This window comes from Allomuricauda sp. CAU 1633, assembly GCF_017313225.1.
In the GTDB taxonomy this organism is placed as follows: domain Bacteria; phylum Bacteroidota; class Bacteroidia; order Flavobacteriales; family Flavobacteriaceae; genus Flagellimonas.
In genome coordinates this window covers 924,890-939,775 of sequence record NZ_JAFLNE010000001.1, presented here as the reverse complement: position 1 = coordinate 939,775, position 14,886 = coordinate 924,890, and the positions used below count along the sequence as shown (strand labels likewise).

Sequence of the window (14,886 nt, the reverse complement as noted above, 5' to 3'; positions counted from 1 at the left end):
ATTATTTTTTAGCTTTTGCCTTGGCTTTTTTCTTAGGTGTTTTCTTTTCCAAAAGGGCCTTGGCCTCTTCCAAAGATACTTTAGAGGCATCTACATCTTTGGACAGTTCCACCTTGATCCTACCTTTTATAATATTGTGCCTTCCCCATCGGGCCTTTTCTATTCGGATTTTCTCCTCGGGCCATTCCTGCACCAACTTTTCGGCTTCTTTTTTCTTTTTATCCTCAATGAGTTCCTCAATATCGGATTGGGAAAGGTTGTCAAAATCGTATTTTTTGTTCACATTGATGAACATGCTATCCCATTTAATGAACGGTCCAAACCTACCTTTACCTTTGGTAACTTCCTTACCTTCATAACTGGCAATGGGCGCATCCGCTTTTTCCTTTTCCTTGATCAACTCAATGGCCCTATCCAAATCTACATCAAAGGCGCTTTCGCCCTGTGCCAATGAAATGAATTTTTTTCCAAATCGAACATAAGGTCCATACCTTCCCACATTCGCCTCAATCTCTTCTCCTTTATATACACCTAGCTTTCGTGGCAATTGGAAAAGCTCCATGGCTTCTTCAAAGGTTATGGTGTTGATGGACTGATCGGGCAGTAAGCTGGCAAACAAAGGTTTTTCTTCTTCGTCAACCGTTCCAATCTGAACCATGGGGCCAAATCGACCCAATCTGGCGGCTACTTGTCTTCCTGATTTCGGATCTACACCCAAAACACGTTCTCCACTGGCACGTTCCGCATTTTCTTCAACTTCAATTACATTGGGATGAAACTCCTTATAAAAGGATTTCATCATCTGCTGCCAATCTTCATCGCCAGAGGCTATCTCATCAAAATCCTCTTCTACTTGGGCAGTAAAATTATAATCCAGGATTTTGGTAAAGTGACTTACCAAAAAATCATTCACAATCATTCCAATATCCGTAGGCACCAATTTTCCTTTATCGGACCCCACCATTTCAGATAGTTTCTTTTCGGCCAATTTACCTTCTTCCAAAACCAATTGCAGGTAATTCCGTTCCGTACCTTCCACACTTCCTTTTTCCACATAACCCCTATTTTGGATGGTGGAAATGGTGGGTGCATAGGTGGATGGTCGTCCAATTCCCAATTCTTCCAATTTCTTTACCAAGGATGCTTCCGTATAGCGATATGGAGGTCGTGTAAAGCGTTCTGTGGCGGAAATGTATACATTTTGCAAGGCTTCGCCCACTTTCATGGCTGGAAGCATTCCCTCTTGTTCCTCAGCACTGTCCTCTTCGTCAGTTCCTTCCAAATATACCTTTAGGAAACCATCGAACTTCACCACCTCTCCATTGGCCGTAAATTCTTCTTGATGGGTGTTCGCTTGAATCTTAACATTGGTACGTTCCAACTGGGCATCGCTCATTTGCGAAGCAAGAGTACGCTTCCAAATAAGCTCGTATAGTTTGGACTGGTCCCGCTCCAGTGATGGGGACTGTAATTTCATATCGGTTGGGCGAATGGCTTCGTGCGCCTCTTGTGCCCCTTTTGTTTTTCCTGTATAGTTTCTTACCTGACTATAAGATTCGCCATAGTTTTCTATGATGGCATCCTTGGCAGCTCCCAAAGCTTCATTGGAAAGGTTAACACTATCCGTTCTCATATAGGTAATGAGACCCGCCTCATACAATCGTTGGGCCACTTGCATGGTTCTACTCACCGAAAAGTACAACTTACGGGAAGCTTCCTGTTGCAAAGTGGAAGTGGTAAAAGGTGGTGCCGGCGATTTTTTAGCTGGTTTTTTATCCAAGTTGGCCACCGAAAAATCAGCGCCCATATTTTGCTTTAAGAAAGCTTCCGCATCCTCCTTGCTGGCAAAAGTCTTATTGAGCTTTGCGGAAAAGACACTTCCTTCTTCCGTTTTAAATTCAGCTTTTATTCGGAACGATGCTTCTGGTGTAAAGGCATCAATCTCCCGTTCACGCTCCACAATCAACCGCACTGCCACGGACTGAACACGACCTGCCGAAAGACCTGGTTTTATCTTTTTCCAAAGTACGGGTGAAAGTTCATACCCCACCAATCGGTCCAAGACACGACGGGCCTGCTGGGCATTCACCAAGTTATAATTGATTTCCCTTGGATTCTCTATGGCCTTTTGAATCGCAGATTTGGTAATAGAGTTGAAAACAATCCGTTTCACCTTGTCCTTATCCAATTTCAACTCCTCGGCCAAGTGCCAAGAAATGGCTTCTCCCTCCCGGTCCTCATCACTGGCCAACCAGATGGTATCGGCTTTTTGGGCGAGGTCCTTGAGTTTTTTTACCAAGGCTTTCTTCTCCTTGTCAACGGTATATTTTGGCTTAAAGTCGTTTTCAACATCAACCCCAAGTTCTTTGGAAGGAAGGTCTACAATATGTCCAAAACTGGATTCAACTTGGTACTCTTTCCCTAAAAATCGTTCTATGGTCTTTGCCTTTGCAGGGGACTCAACAATAACTAAATTCTTTGGCATGCAGTGGGTTTTGTGGTAACAAAAGTATATCAAAAATTCGATTTTGGATTTTTTAGAAAATACATGTCAAAAAAAAATCCCGTCAAAAACGGGATTTTTACGATTGATATTGTGCTTTTTAGTTAAGCCCTATCTGGCTGATGAGCTTAATATCATTGTCCAAATACTCATATTGATAGAGCACACCATCGCCTACCATAATCAAGTGGCTTTCTAATGGAATGACATCAAACGTAACAATATTATCAAAATGATTTAACTCCACTAAATCGTTGATATCTGTCTTATCATATACTTTAAGTCCAGAATCGCCATCGCAAACAAACAGTTTTTCATCCTTTATCCCCAAACCATAAGGACCATCCATGGGATATTGAACTGCCAACTCAGGGTTTTCAATATTTGAAATATCAACAATGAACAAACCGCTTTCGGTGGCACCACACCCGTTACCACCCCTAAGGGTGACGTAGGCATAATCACTATCCACTACAACAGGGTCACAGGCGGTACCATGTTCAAACTCTGAGATAAAAGACGGCACTGCGGGGTTGGTAATATCATAAATGTACATGCCACGCATGCTTCCCAAAAACAAATAGGTGCCGTTATAAAAAATGGTCTCAATGTCGAATCCGGCATACACATCATCCAAATTCTGTGGGTTTTCCAAATCGGAAATGTTGAACACATTAATATTATGACTGTCCACGGCATAAAGATAATCTTCAACAATCTTAAAGCGGGCCAGGGAGCCTCCTTGTCCCGTACCTCCCGAAGCATCATTGGCAAGTGCAAAATCTTCCCTAAAAACAAACCCTCCATTTTGTTGCTCAACTTCTGAAATCAATCTTCTTTCGGTGGTGGTCTCCCAGCCAATGATCATCTCAGACTCATAATCAAAATCATCATTTTCGACCAAATCGGCTTCAAATGGAAAGAAAACATTTCCGTACAGCACATCTTCCAAACGATTGACCAATGATATATTGTTGATGTCAGAAATATCTATCACCACCAAATCCATAAGGCTGTCGGCATACAAATAATCATCCTTCACCGAGATGTCCACATTTCCGGGAATGGTGATAAAAGCGATTTTTACAGGTTGTTCTGGATTGCTATTGTCAATCACATGGATACCTTGATACATATCATTGATGAAAATATAATCTTGATAGGTATAGACCTTTCCAGATTCATTAATGGGACGTGGAGCAATAATGTCAACACTGGTGGCAAATTCAGCTTTGCTCATTATAAGGGGTCGTGCCACTACATAATCAGCAAATTCGCCATCAGGCTCATCATTGTTGTCGCAGGATACAAAAAAGAGTGTGGTTAAGAAAAGTAGGGATAGGATTTTCGTTTTCATGTGCGTTTGTTTTTTTCTGATTGAAACTGTGGTCATTAGATAAATTCAAACTAAAAAAGTTGCGTTGCATTTTGGTTAAATTTTAACTGCCAAATTGTCACTAAAATGGAATAAGCACTATCTTTGCAGCCCATTGCACGAATATGATCAAGGACGAAAGCGTAGAAAAAATAATAGACGAAAGCCAACAAGGAAACACTTTGGCTCTGGAGAATAACGATAAGAATACCCGTAAACTTTATATAGAAAGTTATGGGTGCCAGATGAATTTTTCTGATAGTGAAATTGTTGCCTCCATTTTAGCCAAGGAAGGATTCAATACCACCCAAATCTTGGACGAGGCCGATTTGGTACTTGTGAACACCTGTTCCATCCGCGAAAAGGCAGAGCAAACTGTTCGCAAGCGTTTGGAAAAATTCAATGCCGTTAAAAAAACCAATCCTGGAATGAAGGTCGGGGTTCTGGGCTGTATGGCAGAACGACTGAAAAGTAAGTTCCTCGAAGAGGAAAAGATTGTTGACATGGTGGTAGGCCCAGATGCCTACAAAGACCTACCCAACCTTATCCAAGAAATTGATGAAGGCCGCAATGCCGTGAACGTCATCCTTTCCAAAGATGAAACGTATGGCGATGTGGCTCCAGTGCGATTGAACTCCAATGGCGTAACGGCTTTTGTGTCCATCACCAGAGGTTGTGATAACATGTGTACCTTTTGTGTGGTTCCTTTTACCCGCGGTCGGGAGCGTAGTCGTGATCCCCAGTCCATTTTGGAAGAAGTGAACGAGTTATGGGAAAAAGGATTCAAGGAAATCACTTTGCTCGGACAAAATGTGGACAGTTACCTTTGGTATGGTGGTGGCTTAAAGAAAGATTTTGAAAAAGCTTCGGATATGCAGAAGGCTACTTCCGTAAACTTTGCCAAACTTTTAGAGTTGGTGGCCGAAGCCCAACCTAAAATGCGGATTCGTTTTTCCACTTCCAATCCGCAGGACATGACCTTGGACGTAATTGAGGCCATGGCCAAATATGAAAATATTTGCAACTACATCCATTTGCCCGTGCAAAGTGGCAGTAATCGCATTTTAAAGGCCATGAACCGCTTACACACCAGAGAGGAATATTTTGAGTTGATAGACAACATCCGAAAAATCATCCCCGATTGTGCCATCAGCCAAGATATGATCACAGGATTCCCCACAGAGACCGAAGAAGACCATCAAGACACCTTGAGTTTGATGGAATATGTGAAGTACGATTTTGGTTTCATGTTCGCCTATTCGGAACGACCTGGAACCCTCGCAGAACGAAAAATGGAAGATGACATTCCTGATGCGACCAAAAAGAGACGTCTGCAGGAGATCATAGAAATACAGCAAAAGCATAGTCATTATCGCACCCAACAACATTTGGGCAAAACCGAAGAAGTCCTTATTGAAGGTACTTCCAAAAAATCCGATGCCCATTGGATGGGGCGCAATTCACAAAACACCGTAGTGGTATTTCCAAAAGAACACAACAAAGTTGGTGATTTTGTGAATGTAAAAATCAATGAATGTACCTCCGCCACCTTGATTGGTGAGGCAGTGGGGTATTCAAAAAAATAATTAAAATATTCCTCACAGGTGCTTCGACTACGCTCAGCACCCTTGTGGAATCCAATAAAATATAGATTCCTGCTGGAGTTTATGCTGAGCTAGACGAAGTGCAGGAATGACAAAAATGGAAAGTATACAATCAATAAAACAGCGGTTCGAGCTTATTGGTAACGACATTAAGCTCAACCGTGCCATAGAAAAGGCCATGCAGGTGGCCCCCACGGATATTTCGGTTTTGGTAACCGGGGAAAGTGGGGTCGGTAAGGAGGCTATCCCAAAGATTATTCATTCCCTATCACATCGCAAGCATGCCAAATATATTGCTGTCAACTGTGGTGCCATCCCTGAAGGAACCATAGATAGTGAACTGTTCGGTCACGAAAAAGGCGCCTTTACGGGAGCTACTCAAACCCGTAGCGGGTATTTTGAAGTGGCTGATGGTGGAACCATATTCTTGGATGAAGTTGGGGAACTTCCGTTGACCACCCAAGTGCGACTCCTCCGAGTTTTGGAAAATGGGGAATTCCTTAAAGTGGGGTCTTCCCAAGTGCAAAAAACCGATGTTCGCATTGTGGCCGCTACCAACATCAACATGTTCGAGGCCATTAAAAATGAAAAGTTCCGGGAAGACCTGTACTACCGATTGAGCACGGTGGAAATCAACATTCCACCACTCCGTGAACGCCAAGAAGATATTCATTTACTGTTCCGAAAATTTGCTTCGGACTTTGGACAGAAATACAAAATGCCCACCATCCGTTTGGAAGATGATGCTGTTGGACTGTTAACACGTTATCGTTGGCCCGGAAACATTCGTCAGCTTCGTAACATTGCCGAACAGATTTCCGTGTTGGAGGAAAACAGGACCATTTCGGCCGCTACTTTGAACAGTTATCTGCCCAATGCCAGTACTTCCAATCTACCCGCCGTGGTGGGTCAAACCAAAAAGGAAGGTGATTTCAGCAACGAAAGGGAAATTTTGTATAAGGTGCTCTTTGATATGAAAGGCGACCTTAATGATTTGAAGAAGCTCACCTTGGAATTGCTAAAACACGATAATTCCGAAAAAGTGCAGGAAGAAAATGAGACCTTAATCCGTAAGATTTACGGAAATAAGGAAGAAGAGGACATAGAGCATGAAGAAAGCATGACCGAAGTGCTTCAACTCCCTGAACCCGTGGTGGAAAAACCCGTGAGCATTCCACAGCCCCAAGAAGACCGGTATCATTTTGCGGAAGAGATTGAAGAGGAAGAAACCCTATCTTTACAGGAAAAGGAAATAGAACTCATCAAAAAATCGCTGGAACGTAACCGAGGAAAACGAAAAGCCGCAGCTGCCGAACTGGGTATTTCCGAACGGACCTTATATCGAAAAATAAAACAATACGATTTGTAAATTGCCAACTTTATTGCACGAAATGAAAATGAAGAGAAAAAATGGTTTTAAAGTTGGACTGCTTGCATTGGTCCTGAGTTTATATGGTTGCGGTGCTTATAATTTTTCTGGTGCCGATATTGGTACAGCCACCACCTTTCAGGTGAATTTCTTCCAGAATTATGCGGATCAGTCAGCACGCTCCGTGATTGTTCCGGGATTGGACAGGGAATTTACTAATGCCCTACAAGAGATGATTAATAATCTCACCAGCCTATCCCTTACCGGAAGTAATGGGGATTTGTTGTATGAAGGCGAAATTGTGGAATATAAAGTGGTGCCCATGACCGCAACCGCCGACCAGCGGACAGCACAAAACCGACTTACCATGAGCGTGAACGTTCGGTTTTTCAACAATACTAAGGAAGATGCGGATTTTGAACGTCGTTTTTCCTTCTTTTACGATTTTGATGCAGCGGCTTCCTTGACATCAGTTCAAGCAGTGGCCCACGAAGAAATTTTTGAACGGCTTACCCAAGATATTTTTAATGCCTCCTTGGGAAATTGGTAAACATTTATGAACGTATCGGATTTTATACAGATTCTTCAAAACTCAAATACCATCCTGTCCCCAAAACAAACACGGGAACTGGAGGATATGATTGAGGAGTATCCGTATTTTCAGGCGGCTCGTGCTTTGCATTTAAAAGGACTGAAAAATCTTGATAGCTATAAATACAACAACGCTTTAAAAGTTACGGCGGCCCATACGGCAGATAGGGATGTGCTTTTCGATTACATCACATCCCAAGAATTTGTCCAGAACAACATTGCCGATACCATTGCCGGGCGACGATCCAAACTTGAGGAGCAAAATGCCATTTCCGAAGAAATTGAGCCCAGCGAAAATGTAAATGCCATGTTGGTGGAGGCTGAGGAAGTAGCCCTACCCCAAAATATTCAGGATGCCGAACAAATTTTGAACCCGGCATTGTTCAAATCCAAAACCCCTGAAAAACCCAAAACGGAAAAAGAAGAACCTGCACCAATTCAAGCCAAGGAAGAAACCGCTCCTGAAGCCGATTTAAAATTGGGCAAGCCCATTCCCTTTACCAAAAAGGAAAAACACTCTTTTACCGAATGGTTGCAGTTGACCTCCAAAACTACCGAACAAGAACCCGAAGAGGATATGATGGAAGAATTGGAGAAAAAGAAAAAATTTGACCTTCTGGACAAGTTCATCGAGAACAATCCCAAGATTGTTCCACAGGAAAATGCCAATCCAAAAATTGATATCAAGGCATCCACCAAGTTCAATAAAGATGAACTGATGACGGAAACTTTGGCCAAGGTATATCTCGAACAAAAAAAGTATAAAAAAGCCATCCAAGCCTTTAAAATATTGAGTTTGAAATATCCAGAAAAAAGTGGTTTCTTTGCAGACCAAATTCGGGCGGTGAAGACACTGCAGAAAGAAAAAGAATAAGATAAAAAATGAGCACGTTTACAATTTTTTTGATTTTGATCATTATCGTGTGCCTTTTGTTGGTCTTGGTCATTATGGTCCAAAACCCTAAAGGTGGTGGGTTGTCCTCATCTTTTGGAGGTAGTGGAAACCAAGTTGTGGGAGGTGTAAAGAAAACCGGTGACTTTTTGGATAAAAGTACTTGGACCCTCGCCACATTATTAATTGTATTGATTCTTTTGTCCAACGTTTCCCTAAAGGGAAGCTACAGTCAAGCAGATTCAAAATTGTTGCAGGGCGATGACATAGAGACCACTGTTCCAGAAACAGTACCCGAGGAAGTCCCTGAACAACTTCCTACTGACAGTGCCGATCCAACGGACACCATCAATTAATTATGACAACACATATAAAAATGCCAGCTTGAGTGACAAGCTGGCATTTTTGTTTTCCATAATGTCAGTTTTTGCGCATTGGCATAATTTCTGCCCCAATGTTTCGAGAATTTTTAAAATAAATACCTAAATAATTAAAAATATGGCTAAAGTTAATATCAAACCATTGGCAGACCGTGTTCTGATCGAGCCACTACAGGCCGAGACCAAAACTGCCTCCGGTATCATCATTCCGGACAACGCAAAGGAAAAACCCCAAAAAGGCAACGTAGTTGCAGTTGGACCTGGAACCAAAGATGAAAAAATGACCGTTAAAGTTGGTGATACCGTACTATATGGAAAATATGCCGGTACTGAACTTAAATTGGACGGTGCGGACTATTTGATGATGCGCGAGAGCGATATTTTGGCAATAGTATAACACGGAAAATTCCAAAAACCAATAAACAAAATCCAAAACAACCCCTATCAACCTTCCAATATGGAGTTTGGGAATTGAGTTTTGGAAATTAATTTTTTCAACTAAAAAATTTAAAAATGGCAAAAGATATTAAGTTTGAGATAGATGCACGTGATGGCCTTAAAAGAGGTGTTGACAAATTGGCCGAAGCTGTAAAAGTAACCTTGGGACCCAAGGGTAGAAACGTAATCATCAGCAAGTCCTTTGGTGCACCTCAAGTAACCAAAGACGGTGTTTCCGTTGCAAAAGAAATTGAATTGGAAGATCCCCTTGAAAATATGGGGGCACAAATGGTTAAGGAAGTTGCTTCCAGAACCAACGACCAAGCCGGTGACGGTACCACTACCGCTACCGTATTGGCCCAGGCCATCGTTAAAGAAGGTCTTAAAAACGTTGCCGCAGGTGCCAATCCAATGGATCTGAAAAGAGGTATCGACAAAGCGGTTGAAGCCTTGGTAGCAGACTTGGAAAAGCAAGCCAAAAAAGTGGGCAACGATTCAGATAAAATCAAACAAGTTGCCTCAATTTCTTCAAATAATGACGAGACTATTGGTGATCTTATCGCCAAAGCATTTGATAAAGTTGGAAAAGAAGGTGTAATCACCGTAGAGGAGGCCAAAGGTACCGATACCTATGTTGATGTTGTTGAAGGAATGCAGTTTGACAGAGGATACCTTTCTCCTTACTTCGTGACCGATACTGACAAAATGGTGGCCGATTTGGAGAACCCTTATATTCTTCTTTTCGATAAGAAAATTTCCAATCTACAGGAAATCCTTCCTATCCTAGAGCCCGTTGCGCAATCTGGAAGACCGCTTTTAATTATTTCTGAAGATGTTGAAGGTCAAGCATTGGCCACTTTGGTAGTGAACAAATTGAGAGGTGGTCTTAAAATTGCCGCTGTAAAAGCGCCTGGATTTGGGGACAGAAGAAAAGCCATGTTGGAAGACATCGCCATCTTAACTGGTGGTACCGTAATCTCTGAAGAAAGAGGTTTCTCTTTGGAAAACGCTTCTTTGGATATGTTGGGTACTGCTGAAACCGTAACCATCGATAAAGACAATACAACCATCGTAAACGGTTCTGGTAAAGCTTCTGACATTAAAGCCAGAGTAAACCAAATCAAATCACAGATTGAAACCACTACTTCTGATTACGACAAGGAAAAATTGCAAGAACGCTTGGCCAAATTGGCTGGTGGGGTTGCAGTTTTGTATGTAGGTGCCGCTTCAGAAGTTGAAATGAAGGAGAAAAAAGACCGTGTTGATGATGCCTTGCACGCTACCCGTGCCGCTGTTGAAGAAGGTATTGTTGCCGGTGGTGGTGTGGCTTTGGTTCGCGCCAAAAAAGTATTGGAAAAATTGACTACCGATTCTTTGGATGAAACCACTGGTGTACAAATCGTGGCTAAAGCCATTGAGTCTCCTTTGCGTACCATCGTTGAAAACGCTGGTGGTGAAGGTTCTGTGGTGATTTCAAAAGTTCTTGAAGGCAAGAAGGACTTCGGTTATGATGCCAAATCAGACAAGTATGTTGATATGCTTGAGGCAGGTATCATCGATCCTAAGAAAGTAACCCGAATTGCTTTGGAAAATGCCGCTTCGGTAGCAGGTATGATCCTGACTACGGAATGTGCTTTGACAGACATCAAAGAAGATGCTCCTGCCGGACCACCAATGGGTGGCGGTGGAATGCCAGGTATGATGTAAGAAATCCCATTTGGATTAAAATAGGAACGCCTCGATTTTCATCGGGGCGTTTTCTTTTCTGTTTAGTGATAAAGTTCTTCGAAAGAACCTAAAAACCAAGTTACTTCTTCTTTCCAGTAGCTTGGGTAGTCTTCTTTGCATTTGGCTTAACCGCTTTTGCAGGAGATGACTTTCCAGTTGACTTCGCTTGTTTCATGAGTCAAAAAATTAAAAAACTGAAGTAAATGTATTTTAGTTTTGAATCCGTTGTTTTTATTTGGCTAAATATTAACTAAAACACCATGTGCTTTTGACTCGAAAAATGTTGTCGGTATCGTTCAAGCTGTTCTTGGTCTAAAACATTCGCCTTTCAACCTCTTTTGGATTACTTTCTAAAAATCAAAAACATACAAAATGAAACATCTTCGTTCCATTACTCTTCTACTTCTTTTCGGTTTGATTACCGCGTTTGCTGTTTTCAAAAATCAACCAGACACCAAAACATCTTCCGTGGCCGTAATGGCGTATTATGTTCCCGAAAAGGAATATCAACCTGAAAAACTTCCGTTACATCAACTCACCCATATTATTTTTTCATTTACCCATGTCATCGATGGAAAAATGCAGTTCAGGAATGCGGAAGACGGCAAAAAACTGGAACAATTAGTGGAACAACGCAAAAATCACCCAAATCTAAAAGTCATGATTGCTTGTGGTGGATGGGGTGCCGATGGATTTTCGGATATGTCCCACACTGCTGGGAATCGAAAGAGGTTTGTGGAAAGCGTGGTGGAGTTCAATCAAAAATATCAACTGGACGGAATTGATATTGATTGGGAATACCCAGCCATACCTGCAGCAGATACAGGAGCCCGACCCGAAGACAAAGAAAACTTTACGCTATTGATGAAAGAATTACGGGAATCCTTGGATACGCTGGACCGCGAACAGACCTTGACCTTTGCTTCAGCAGGGTGGAAACCCTACTACAACAATATTGAGTTGGAAAAAGTGATGGGTTATGTGGACTACATGAACATTATGACCTACGATCAAGTCGGAGGCAATTCTCCTTACACCGGCCATCATACCCCTCTGGGTTATATCAAAGAAAAGGATATTGAAGGTACTCCCGCCGCTGAATTCATTGCCAATTGGAAAAAAGAACGCGGAGATGACCGGGATTACGGGCCAAGGTCTGCCGAAAAAATAGTGGAATATTGTCTGGAACAAGGGGTAAAGCCCGAGCAAATGGTCATTGGTTCCGCTTTTTACGGACGTGCTTGGAAAGGTGTTCCTCCCAAAAACAATGGACTTTACCAGTCCAACTCCGGACCTTACATTGGTTGGGCTGCCTACTACAATATCCGAAGTGAATTTGAACAAGACCCTGATTTTAAGCGCTATTGGGACCCCATTGCCAAAGCACCTTATTTGTACAATGCCAAAGACAGCATTTTTATCAGTTATGACGACACGGTTTCTGTGCGCATGAAAACCGAGTATGCCCTAAAAAAGAAGCTGGGTGGCATCATGTTCTGGCAATTGGGCAACGATACCAAGGAAAAGAACAGTCTGTTAAAGTCCATGTTCGATGCAGCCAGCAAGGACTAAATTACCACGTATGGACTACACTGCCACAGCTTAGCATGGCCTCCCCATAATACGGATTTCTAATTTCCTTTTCGGCACTGATCCAATTGGCGCCCTTGTTGTTATCTGCCATGGGACAATGCTGCACATACAGTTTTTGGCCCAAGCCCTTCAATTGGTTTCTAATTAGAATCATGTTTTCCGACAACAGCACAAAATCCTTCCGTTGGGACTCAATGGAATCTTCTTCAGAGATATTGGAAAGGTATTCTTCAATTTTTTCCACATGAGTCATCCCCATATCATCAATTTCCATTGATTTTAGGTTTTGCACTTTTTGTGATGCCTCGCTTGCCCATTTTTTTGCTCCATCCATATCCGAATCTACCAAGGCATTTTTCAATTTAAGGTAAGCATCCAATACACTACCAAAACCATTTTCAAAATCTTTGGAAAAATCCATTTTCATTCCATGGCCCTCGTGACCTGTCATGGTTGCACCACCACTCTTGTTCATCATGGATTTTTTGCCTTGCAATTGGGCCGCGGCATCCACGGTAAAAGTTCCTTTGGCCACAACTTCTTCTCCAGCTTCAAGACCAGAAACCACGGGGTAGCTGCCATTGCTCAAACTTCCCAAGGTTACTTCCCGCATTTCAAAAACGGCTTCATTGGGATTTGGTTGCACATAAACCACAGAGCGTTCCCCAGTCCATAGCACAGCACTTTCAGGAACGGTAACCATATCTGTTGTCATACTTTCCGATGTTTTTATTTCACCAACAACGAACATTCCAGGTTTTAACAAACCTTTTTTGTTGTCCAATTCTGCCCGAACTTCCAACGTTCGGCTGGAATTGTTGAGCAAGGGATCTACAAAGGAAATCGTCGCCTGAAATATTTCATTGGGATATGACTTGGTAGATACTTCTAACGTCTGTCCTTTTTTGAACAATGCCAACTGATTTTCATAGGCATCAAAAATGGCCCATACCGAATTTAAATTGGCCACTTTCACCAAAGGTGAACCTGTTTTTACATAATCGCCTTCTTCCACCATAATGGAAGAAACAACCCCGGAAACATTGGCGTACACTGGAAAATTTTCAACCACCTTCCCTGAACTTTCAATTTGATTGATTTGGACATCGGACAACTTCCATAATTTCAATTTGTTACGTACCGCAGTGTACAAAGCAGGTTGGGTGGATTTGAGTTTTACCGCGGTAATCAATTCTTGTTGGGCCGATACCAATTCAGGGGAATAAATGGTGGCCAATTGTTGTCCTCTTTTCACCTCTTCACCCTCATAATTGATGTTTAAGCGTTCTATTCTCCCATTAAAGTAAGCAGATTGCACTGCATCAGATTCTTGGTTAACGGCCATCTTTCCCGACAATTTTACATTTCCACCACTGGTACTTCCTTCGCCAACGGTTACCGTCTCCACACCCGCTAAGGTCATGGCATTTGCGGTCATGCTAATTTGCGAATGCGACAGTCCTTCGCCTGCTGCATCAGCAGGAATTAAGTCCATCCCACAAATGGGGCAAGATCCCGGTTCTGGCTGCATAATCTGTGGGTGCATTGAACACGTCCACATTTCGCCTGAAGCCATCTCCGCACTGTGGTCATGTACCTGCTCTTCCATTGTGGTTTCGGTGCCACCTCCAAAAATAAGGTATCCGGCCAGTAGCCCCACTACAACCGCAATCCCGATATAAATGATATTTTCTTTTTTCATGTGTTATTTTTTTCGTTTTACAACTTTCCGCATCGTTGGCGATGAGGTAAACCAGAGCAAAAATCCGCTCAGTACAGTAATCAATCCCATTAGGGAGAAGGCACGAAGTACTGTGGTATTAAAATCATCCCTGCTCTCGTAATCCATCGTATGGGTCATCCACAAAAAATCGAACCAACGCCAATTCCGGTGTCGAACAGTCTGAAAAGAACCATCCTCCACCGAAACATAGGCCTTGATGTCTTCAAGGGATTCATACGAAATCACATAAGCGGGCAATTTCCGCTCCCGATACTCGTGATGCTTATCGGTTTCGTTGATGACCTCCACAGCTTTCACTTTTAACTCATGTGACATCTGTTTATGGGCCACCGCCAAAGCCTCTTGTTCTGAAATACCTTTTTTCAGACTTCCATTCCTAGCATCAACCAAAAATTCATTATTGATCCAATAGTATGGTTTCCCTCCTATGTCCTTTAAACGCAACGAACTTATTTTAGCGGGTATATTGATTTGCGAAAGTCCAATGAGGCCATCAAAGGTTGTAGGTTCGTGGTCCATATTTCTGAAATGATCACCGTGTATTTCATCAATATCGGTCCAACTGAAGTAGAGGCCACTGGCCGTCCACATGATGAATTGAATCCCCAAAAACAGCCCCAAATATCGATGGGCCTTTCTAATCTTAACCGCTGTTGTTCGTTTTACCAT

General features: G+C 42.4%; 12 protein-coding genes. 8 read left to right on the top strand and 4 right to left on the bottom strand.

Annotation, left to right across the window (positions count from 1 at the left end):
- Position 1: 1 nt before the first annotated feature.
- Together topA and J0X14_RS04180 are read right to left on the bottom strand one after the other, a co-directional pair.
- On the bottom strand, positions 2–2,485 hold the full coding sequence (gene topA, locus J0X14_RS04185) for a type I DNA topoisomerase (protein WP_207096489.1): 2,484 nt from the start codon (positions 2,483–2,485) through the stop codon (positions 2–4).
- Positions 2,486–2,603: 118 nt separating this feature from the next.
- Positions 2,604–3,860: an LVIVD repeat-containing protein gene (locus tag J0X14_RS04180; protein WP_207096488.1), complete on the bottom strand. Its 1,257-nt coding sequence runs from the start codon at positions 3,858–3,860 to the stop codon at positions 2,604–2,606.
- A gap of 143 nt (positions 3,861–4,003) precedes the next feature.
- On the opposite strand from J0X14_RS04180, the gene miaB reads away from it, so the two are divergent.
- The 8 genes from miaB (at position 4,004) to J0X14_RS04140 (ending at position 12,452) form a co-directional block, all read left to right on the top strand.
- A complete protein-coding gene (gene miaB, locus J0X14_RS04175) occupies positions 4,004–5,464 on the top strand; it encodes a tRNA (N6-isopentenyl adenosine(37)-C2)-methylthiotransferase MiaB (protein WP_207096487.1) in 1,461 nt (486 codons plus the stop codon).
- A 115-nt stretch (positions 5,465–5,579) separates the two neighbouring features.
- Positions 5,580–6,851: a sigma-54 interaction domain-containing protein gene (locus J0X14_RS04170; protein ID WP_207096486.1), complete on the top strand. Its 1,272-nt coding sequence runs from the start codon at positions 5,580–5,582 to the stop codon at positions 6,849–6,851.
- A 22-nt stretch (positions 6,852–6,873) separates the two neighbouring features.
- Positions 6,874–7,401: an LptE family protein gene (locus J0X14_RS04165; protein ID WP_207096485.1), complete on the top strand. Its 528-nt coding sequence runs from the start codon at positions 6,874–6,876 to the stop codon at positions 7,399–7,401.
- Between the two features lie 6 nt (positions 7,402–7,407).
- Positions 7,408–8,316 (top strand): hypothetical protein, encoded by a 909-nt coding sequence (locus tag J0X14_RS04160; RefSeq protein ID WP_207096484.1) that lies wholly within the window; start codon positions 7,408–7,410, stop codon positions 8,314–8,316.
- 8 nt (positions 8,317–8,324) lie between these two features.
- Positions 8,325–8,690 carry a preprotein translocase subunit SecG gene (gene secG, locus J0X14_RS04155; protein ID WP_207096483.1) on the top strand — a complete coding sequence of 122 codons (366 nt, stop codon included), beginning with the start codon at positions 8,325–8,327 and terminating at the stop codon, positions 8,688–8,690.
- Between the two features lie 142 nt (positions 8,691–8,832).
- Positions 8,833–9,111, top strand: a complete 279-nt coding sequence (gene groES, locus J0X14_RS04150) for a co-chaperone GroES (protein WP_207096482.1) — start codon at positions 8,833–8,835, stop codon at positions 9,109–9,111.
- Positions 9,112–9,227: 116 nt separating this feature from the next.
- The gene (groL, locus tag J0X14_RS04145; RefSeq protein ID WP_207096481.1) at positions 9,228–10,859 is read left to right on the top strand and encodes a chaperonin GroEL; all 1,632 of its coding nucleotides are present in this window, start codon (positions 9,228–9,230) and stop codon (positions 10,857–10,859) included.
- 393 nt (positions 10,860–11,252) lie between these two features.
- Entirely contained in the window at positions 11,253–12,452 is a 1,200-nt protein-coding gene (locus tag J0X14_RS04140; RefSeq protein WP_207096480.1) for a glycoside hydrolase family 18 protein, read from the top strand.
- Position 12,453: 1 nt separating this feature from the next.
- Here J0X14_RS04140 and J0X14_RS04135 read toward each other — a convergent pair whose 3' ends face one another.
- Positions 12,454–14,175 (bottom strand): efflux RND transporter periplasmic adaptor subunit, encoded by a 1,722-nt coding sequence (locus J0X14_RS04135; RefSeq protein ID WP_207096479.1) that lies wholly within the window; start codon positions 14,173–14,175, stop codon positions 12,454–12,456.
- Positions 14,176–14,178: 3 nt separating this feature from the next.
- Positions 14,179–14,886 (bottom strand): hypothetical protein, encoded by a 708-nt coding sequence (locus J0X14_RS04130; RefSeq protein WP_207096478.1) that lies wholly within the window; start codon positions 14,884–14,886, stop codon positions 14,179–14,181.

What these genes read in the sequence shown, in the direction of transcription:
- topA (WP_207096489.1), bottom strand. Translation starts at nt 2,485, where the DNA reads ATGCCAAAGAATTTAGTTATTGTTGAGTCCCCTGCAAAGGCAAAGACC.
- J0X14_RS04180 (WP_207096488.1), bottom strand. Translation starts at nt 3,860, where the DNA reads ATGAAAACGAAAATCCTATCCCTACTTTTCTTAACCACACTCTTTTTT.
- miaB (WP_207096487.1), top strand. Translation starts at nt 4,004, where the DNA reads ATGATCAAGGACGAAAGCGTAGAAAAAATAATAGACGAAAGCCAACAA.
- J0X14_RS04170 (WP_207096486.1), top strand. Translation starts at nt 5,580, where the DNA reads ATGGAAAGTATACAATCAATAAAACAGCGGTTCGAGCTTATTGGTAAC.
- J0X14_RS04165 (WP_207096485.1), top strand. Translation starts at nt 6,874, where the DNA reads ATGAAAATGAAGAGAAAAAATGGTTTTAAAGTTGGACTGCTTGCATTG.
- J0X14_RS04160 (WP_207096484.1), top strand. Translation starts at nt 7,408, where the DNA reads ATGAACGTATCGGATTTTATACAGATTCTTCAAAACTCAAATACCATC.
- secG (WP_207096483.1), top strand. Translation starts at nt 8,325, where the DNA reads ATGAGCACGTTTACAATTTTTTTGATTTTGATCATTATCGTGTGCCTT.
- groES (WP_207096482.1), top strand. Translation starts at nt 8,833, where the DNA reads ATGGCTAAAGTTAATATCAAACCATTGGCAGACCGTGTTCTGATCGAG.
- groL (WP_207096481.1), top strand. Translation starts at nt 9,228, where the DNA reads ATGGCAAAAGATATTAAGTTTGAGATAGATGCACGTGATGGCCTTAAA.
- J0X14_RS04140 (WP_207096480.1), top strand. Translation starts at nt 11,253, where the DNA reads ATGAAACATCTTCGTTCCATTACTCTTCTACTTCTTTTCGGTTTGATT.
- J0X14_RS04135 (WP_207096479.1), bottom strand. Translation starts at nt 14,175, where the DNA reads ATGAAAAAAGAAAATATCATTTATATCGGGATTGCGGTTGTAGTGGGG.
- J0X14_RS04130 (WP_207096478.1), bottom strand. Translation starts at nt 14,886, where the DNA reads ATGGTAAAACGAACAACAGCGGTTAAGATTAGAAAGGCCCATCGATAT.